Source organism: Adlercreutzia sp. CNCM I-6207, assembly GCF_977072305.1.
Genome location: NZ_CDRVLZ010000024.1, coordinates 20,616 through 27,664 on the forward strand (window position 1 = coordinate 20,616; position 7,049 = coordinate 27,664).

The following is a 7,049-nucleotide window of genomic DNA, read 5'->3' on the forward strand; positions in this document are numbered from 1 at the left end:
GGGGCAGGGCCGATGCGGGGGCGCGCCGCTCGTCGGCGGTGCGCCCCCGGATGCCCAACTTAGGCAGCGTCCACTTCCAAAAGGGCGTCCACGAACTTCTCCATGGCGGCTTTCGAGCCGGTGGACACTCGCAGGAAGTCGGCGAGCATACCGGACTTCCACGACTTCACTAGGATGTTCCGGGCCTCAAGGTCGGCCGCCACCTCCGGTGCGGGGCGATGGGTGCGGATGAAGATGAAGTTCCCCTCGGAGGGGCGGGCCTCATAGCCCTGCTCCTGCAAAGTCTCGATGGTCCACGTGCGGCCCTCGCGCTCGGCAGCGATGAGCTCCTCGGCAATCTCGGGGTGATCGAGGATCTTCTCGCCGAACAGCAGCGCCAGAGCGTTCACATCGAAGGTGAGCTTGGCGTTTTCGACGTAATGAATGATGGTCGGGTTCGAGATGATAACGCCCAGGCGGCAAGCGGCCAGCGAGAACAGCTTCGAGAAGGTGCGCATGACGATGACGTTGTCGTAGGTCTGTGTCAAGTCGATGAACGTGTTGGGGTAGAAGTAATGGTAGGCCTCGTCGATGATGACCACGGCGTCCACGGCGCGGGCTGCCTCGATGGCTGCGATGACGTCCTCGCGGCTGAAGGCGTCGCCCACGGGGTTGTTCGGGTTCAGCAGCACGACGATGTCGGTGTTGGGGCCGATGGCGGCGATGAGGTTTTCCATGTTGAAGGACAGATCGTCGTTGTAGGCGACCGGCACATGGTTCAGTCCGAGGATATTGCAGTTCACCCAGTACATCTCGAAGGAGGGGGCCACGGTGACCACGTCGTGCCCTTGTCCGCAGAATGTCTGCAGCAGGTAGCGGATGGCCTGGTCGGTGCCGTTGGTGGCCGTAACGCAATCGCGGGGGACGCCCACGTACTTCGCGTATTTCGTGAGGAAGCGGTCGGGCTCGGGGTAGATGGACAGGTACTCCGGCGTGATCTCGGCCTTGACCTCGTCCACGAACCAGGTGGGCAGTCCTTCCGGGTTCTCGTTCATGTCGTAACGGAGCATCCCATAGCGCCCCTGGTCGGGAAAAACGCGCTCGGTGTTCTTGATGTGCTCGTCAACGTAAAATGCCATGGGTCGTCTCCTTTACGATTGGTAGAACTCGACGAAGGCCTCTTTGTCGGTGAGGCCGAAGTTGCGGGGCATGGCGCTGGCGCCAGCGTCTTTGCTGGAAGTACCGTCGGCGTTCAGGTAGCTAGTGCCAGTTTGCGCGCGGTAGAAATCGAGGAGGGTGTCGATGGTCGGCGTTTGCACGCCGACCATGGAGGCGATGTCCTTGATGATGGCCACGCCGAAGGGGTAGTCCTCGGTGAACATGCGGTCGTTCCAGTTCGGCAGGAATGCGCCGTCCTCGGTGGGGCTCAGGGGTACCTTGACCGCCTCGAAGGCCCGGATGCTCTTCAGCTTGCGAGTCATGACCTCGGGAGTGGGGGACTCGTAGTACTCGCGCAGCGATACCACCTCGCTCAAATCGAGAGGGGCGAGGGCGCGGCAGATTGCCTGCAGCTCGTCGTCGTAAGCCAGAAGGAAGCGCGACGTGTCGTCGTTCCACTGCTCGTAGAACATGAGCTGCTCGGGATAGGTGTCGCCCGGTTGGTAGTCTTTGAAGACGCCGTAGGCGCCCGAAGTGTGCAACAGGGGGTTTGAAGGTACCAGCGTTACCGCGAGGAACTCCTTGAGAGCTACGGTGGGAATATGGAAAAGATCCTCGAGAAGCGCGGCCACCTCGGCGGTTCGACCCTTGGGGAGCGTGGCCACGTACAGCGTTTCTTTCGCCGACAGAATTCCGGCCGTGCGCTCGTCCCAGCTCGAGCGGCACACGTAGGGCACGCGCTGCAGCCCGAAGACGGTGACGCCGCGGGTGATGAGACCCTGGCAGTAGTATTCCACGCCCCCGTAGCCCGGAACAAAGCCGATGAGGGTGCCTTTGCCGACATAAGGCTCTACGTCGGCGACGAACTGCTGCCGGAGAAACGCGGGGTAGGTGCAAAGGATCAGTTCCGCGTTGCAGGCCCGGGCCATGTCGTCGGTAACGGTGAAGGTCGCCGATGCGACGGCCTTTTCTTCGTAGGTGTATGCGAGCGTTTCGCGGCTCTTATGGGGTCGCGTGGTGTAAAGCGTGACGTCGTTGTCCTGCGAAAGCACCGCGCAGCAGGCGAGGCCGAGGTTTCCCGCGCCAAATACCGTAATGTTCACTGCAAACTCCTTTGTCGCCCGGCGAGGGGCTCGTCTCAACGAATGAGCTGACCTTATATGATAGACCAAAAGATTTCCTTCCCTCTTGCAAAGGAGCTTGCCTACGGCAAATGAGCAAAATGTTGCGCCGAGCCCTTGTGCTATCATATGAGGACTGCCGTCAGGCGTGGGTACTCGATGCAATGTGTGATGGCAGAGAGGCGTTTTCCGAGGCTGGAGGAGCGAGAGTGTCAGATTTTGAAATATCCGTCGTGATCCCCGTGTACAATTCCGAGGAGTATCTGGGCGAGACTCTGGAATCGGTGGCTGCCCAAACAGTGGGGATGGACGCCATTCAGGTCGTTATCGTCGACGACGGGTCCACTGATGGCAGCGCCGCCATCTGTCGTTCGTTCCAAGATCGCTACCCAGCCAACGTCGTTTTTCACCAGCAGCCCAACGGAGGCGTCTCCTCGGCGCGCAACGCCGGCCTCGACCGGGCCAGCGGGCGCATCGTCACCTGCCTGGACAGTGACGACCAATGGACGCCGGAATCGTTTGCCTATGCCGTGGATTTTTTCGACAACCAGGAGAACAACGTCGACGTTCTCGTTGGCGAGCTCACCCTCTTCGAGGGCGAGGACCACACCCATCCCTTGGCTTACCGTTTCCCGAAAGACAAGGATTCCATCATCCGTCTGGGAGATCGCCCCTGCGACATCCAGAGTACGATTGGGAACTGCTTCTTTCTGCGCGAAGCTATCGGTGATATCCGATTCGACGAGGATCTGACTACGTCGGAGGATACGCTGTTCGTCAACCGGATTATTTTGCACAAGTGCGCCTACGCGGTTACTCCTTTCTGCACGTATCTCTACCGAAAGCGGCAGGACGGTTCGTCTCTGAGCCAGGTCATTACCTATTCCAAGCATATGCAGAATCTGGATGTGTGCGAGCGCGTGCTCGAGGCGTCGCGCCGTGCCAAGGGGCGGGTGCTTCCCTTTGCCCAGGCGGTGGCGCTCTACATCATCGGGTGGCAGCTTTTGGGCAAGGCGAGCGATGCCCTGTCCGCCGAGGACGCCGCGAATTGGTCGGCCGCTGTGCGCAAGATTGTCGCGGACGCCGATGCTGACGTCATCGCCAATGCGCGCTGGCTTACTCGCGAAAAGAAAATCGTTCTTTACCGCCTCAAATACGGGGTGGATGTCTTTAAGGAACTGGTTTGGGTTGACCGCGATCGAGGGTTGCTCGACGGTATGCAGCTCATCAGCATGAACGCGAAGGCGCCCTGCTATCTTTACGAGATCACTCCCCAAGGCACGACGCTGCATATTGAGGGAACGACGGACATCGACATATTGGGAATGCCCTTCGAGCTATTCGTTCGCGACGAGAAGAGCGGTGAGCGCTTCAATGCGCATTTATCCCCATTCCCTACCGATAATCGTCGCACTCTGGCTAAAGAGTCGGTATGCAAGGGTATGCGGTTCACGCTCGATCTGCCTTTGGAGCCGGAGCGCTCCTTCTCGTTCCGCGCGAGGTTCTGCGGGCGTGTCCAGGAGGTCATCCTCACGCCTCATTATGGCAACTTCGCTATTTTCAGCCAGTCAATGAAGCGCGACTACCATCGTTTCGGCGGCGTCATGGTGAAGCATATCGGCAAGCAGCTGCGCACCTATCGCGCCACGTGGCGCATGGCCGTCGTGTCCGAGCTGCGCCGTTGGGCGGAGATCCTACGCTCGAAGAAGGGGACGTCCCGATTGCGTTTCGAGTACGTTTGGCTGCGTCTGTGCTACCGGGTTCATCGACTGCTGTTCAAGAAACCCATCTGGATCTTCGGCGACAAGGAGTGGAAGGCAGGCGACAACGCCGAGAACGTGTACCGTTATGCCATGAAGCGATCCGGCTATCGCGGCGCTAAGATGTACTTCGCTTTGGAGAAGTCGAGCGCCGATTACGCCTCGGTGGCCAAGTACGGTCACGTAATTGATCCGACCACCTTCCGCTACAAGCTGCTGTTCCTGCTGTCCTCGGTGGTGGTGTCCTCGCGCGCCGAAGAGTCCATGGTGAACCCCTACGGCCCCGAGCTCGTGTTCGTGAAGGATCTCATGGATTACGATTTCGTATACCTCACCCATGGGACGCTCTTTGGAGATCTGGCGTTCATGCTGGGTAAGCCGGCGAAGAAAATCAAGTTGTTCTCGGTGAGCACCCAGATGGAGCGCAATGCGCTTTTGAGCGAGGCTTATGGCTACCGAGAGGATGAGGTGTCTCTCATGGGCATGGCTCGTTACGACGCCTACGGCGATGTCCATACTCAGAAGAAGATCGCGTTTCTGCCCACGTGGCGCTCGAATATCGCTGGCAAGATCATCCCGGGCACGAGCACGCGCGAGTATGTGCATCATTTCAAATCCACGGATTTCTGGAAATTTTACAATGCCCTCATCAATGACGAACGTCTGCTGGACGCCATGAGGCGTTACGGGTACACGGCCGAGTTCTACGTGCACCCTGCATTCGAGAAGCAAGCCGGTGATTTCCAGGGCAATGAGCTTGTGCAGGTGGGGGAGGGGTCGGCTGACTACGAGCGCGTGCTGAGCGAGTCGGCGCTCATGGTGACGGATTACTCAGGGGTGGGATTCGATTTTGGCTACCAGCGCAAACCAGTGGTGTACAGCCAGTACGATTCGGTATTCAGCGGTGGTCACACGTACGGTGAGGACAGCTACTTCGACTACGATATCGACGGCTTTGGCCCTGTGACTCGCACATTGGAGGAAACAGTGGACGCCATCATACGCTACATGGAAAATGATTGCCAGATGGAGCCCGAATATCGAAGCCGTGCCGACGCCATGTTCGGTTTTTCTGACTACGAGAGCAGCAAACGCATTTTCGAGGGCGCTCGAGCATTGTCAGAGCGGCGCCGCGCCGATGGCTGCGCTCGGTGATCCGCCGGTTCGTCATGGCCTCGACTTTGGCGCAAGGAGAAGTTAAACCCTGTGGACATAGCGTGTACGCGATATGTTGATGCGGGGCAACTGCGGGGAGTTTTGCGCCAGTGCTTCTCGATTTTGCTACGATGAATCTGCATTTCGGTTTTGAATTAGGGGGCGACGCGAGAGCGTCGCCCGTTTTGTGTGGATGCGCGGATCGATTCCGTCGGAGGAGGAGCAGGCTTTGAAGCGTCTTGTGGCAGTGGTTTTGGCGATAGCGCTCGTGTGCGTCCCTGTGGCTATGGGCGCCACAGCGTCCTCGTCGGCTCTGGAGAAGCAGATCGCCAGTACTCCCTATCAGATATGGCCTGCGAAGGCGCGCTCCAATTCTCCGGACTTCGTGCGCGCGGCCATCAAGCAGAGAAACGCCCAGGGCGATAACTGCAAGGTGGTTCTCGGCACTTCCGAGTTTCGCTGGGTTTATCCCCGATACGGTCTCGTCGCACCCGGGGAACTTTTTCGCGAACAACAATTATGGTATGGACACGTTCCTTTTGGGCCAGCCTTATTGCCAAGATCTGTGGCACGCCATTGAAGCGGGCGCGCTTTCTGAAGACATTCCCGACGACAAAGTGGTGTTCTTCTGCGGAATCTCCTGGTTCATGGATTACCAGAATCCCGCCAAATGTTTCAGGTTGTCGTTTTCGCCCGAGGCTTACGCTGACCTCATGGCCAATCCCAAGGTGAGCGACAAGACGAAGGCGAAGATTCAGAAGAAGATGGTTGAGTACGGCGTGTCGGAGGACGAAGTCTATGCTGAGGCGTCCGATAAGACCTTCGTGGATCGCATCAACGAAGGTGTTCAGAAGATCTTTGATACGTCGAAAAACTGGGACGCGGTGCTCAGCGACGAAGAAGATGATTGGAACGCGCCGGAGCGTGAGTTGAACAAGAGTCGTCCCGTGCCAGAGGGGCGCACCCAAGGTGAGGCCCAGGTGCCCGATTGGGATGCCTGGATGAGCCAAGAGCAGGCCGAGGGAGCGGATCAGACGTCGAGCAACGACATGGGCATCTACAATAGCTGGTACGAGAACGGCGGGTACGACAAATGGTATGCCGGCCGCGAGGACTGGCTTACGTTTACCGACGAGCCCTATCAGGAGACCGAGTTCGAGGATTTCGAGCTGTTTCTCGATGTCTGCCAGGAGACAGGTATCCAGCCGTTAGTCGTTCTCATGCCCCTCAAAGGCGCTATGGTCGATCAGACCGATTACACCGCCGATGTGCGGGCCATCTGGTACGACCGCATGAAGGCGATCTGCGAAGAACGGGGCGCTGAATACGTCGACTACTCGCCCTATGAGTACGATCCCTATTTTCTCTATGATATGGCCCATTTCGGCTGGACGGGCTGGGTGCAGGTGAATCACGACATCTACGAGTTCTTCATGGGCAAGGATGAGGCCGATGAAGCGAATTAGGGACAAGATTCTCGAGGTGTTTTTCAGCGACACTTGGCTCGGTGCCATCCTGTGGTTCGCCGCTGCAGCGGCGATGCTCGCTCTGGTCGTTTGGTTCCTCGTTTATTCGGGGTTTGGAGAGCCGGCGATGCCGGTATATGAGAACTTCTGAGCATGGTTTTGACGATGAGCCGATTGGCGTTTCCGCCAATGGAGAGTGAATGATGACGCGATGAAAGAAAGGGGAGGCACAACCGTGAGCAGGTTTCTTGAAAGGCTACGGGAAGTGAGCGCTGAGTATCCGGAGAAAGAGGCGTTTTTCAATTCTCGGATTTGACAGTCAACCAGTATAGGGATTATCTCGCTTCCTCGAGCTGCGGAAACTCGCGTCGGCCATGAACAAATGGCGGAGCACCCTTTCCACTTTGGGC

General features: G+C 58.2%; 5 protein-coding genes. 3 read left to right on the top strand and 2 right to left on the bottom strand.

All coding sequences use genetic code 11. From position 1 onward, the window contains the following. Positions 1-59: 59 nt before the first annotated feature. Entirely contained in the window at positions 60-1,118 is a 1,059-nt protein-coding gene (locus tag ACW4QM_RS10635) for a pyridoxal phosphate-dependent aminotransferase (protein ID WP_302683441.1), read from the bottom strand. 12 nt (positions 1,119-1,130) lie between these two features. Next, the gene (locus tag ACW4QM_RS10640) at positions 1,131-2,240 is read right to left on the bottom strand and encodes an NAD/NADP octopine/nopaline dehydrogenase family protein (protein WP_302683440.1); all 1,110 of its coding nucleotides are present in this window, start codon (positions 2,238-2,240) and stop codon (positions 1,131-1,133) included. A gap of 227 nt (positions 2,241-2,467) precedes the next feature. Between ACW4QM_RS10640 and ACW4QM_RS10645 the strand changes: the two genes are divergently transcribed. The 3 genes from ACW4QM_RS10645 to ACW4QM_RS10655 all read left to right on the top strand — a co-directional run bounded on the left by ACW4QM_RS10645 (position 2,468) and on the right by ACW4QM_RS10655 (position 6,790). Continuing rightward, positions 2,468-5,173, top strand: a complete 2,706-nt coding sequence (locus ACW4QM_RS10645; RefSeq protein WP_302683439.1) for a bifunctional glycosyltransferase/CDP-glycerol:glycerophosphate glycerophosphotransferase — start codon at positions 2,468-2,470, stop codon at positions 5,171-5,173. Between the two features lie 467 nt (positions 5,174-5,640). Further along, on the top strand, positions 5,641-6,639 hold the full coding sequence (dltD, locus tag ACW4QM_RS10650) for a D-alanyl-lipoteichoic acid biosynthesis protein DltD (protein WP_455798440.1): 999 nt from the start codon (positions 5,641-5,643) through the stop codon (positions 6,637-6,639). Beyond that, positions 6,626-6,790: a hypothetical protein gene (locus tag ACW4QM_RS10655; RefSeq protein ID WP_173113647.1), complete on the top strand. Its 165-nt coding sequence runs from the start codon at positions 6,626-6,628 to the stop codon at positions 6,788-6,790. The genes dltD and ACW4QM_RS10655 overlap by 14 nt, the downstream gene beginning before the upstream one ends. The last annotated feature ends 259 nt before the right edge of the window (positions 6,791-7,049 follow it).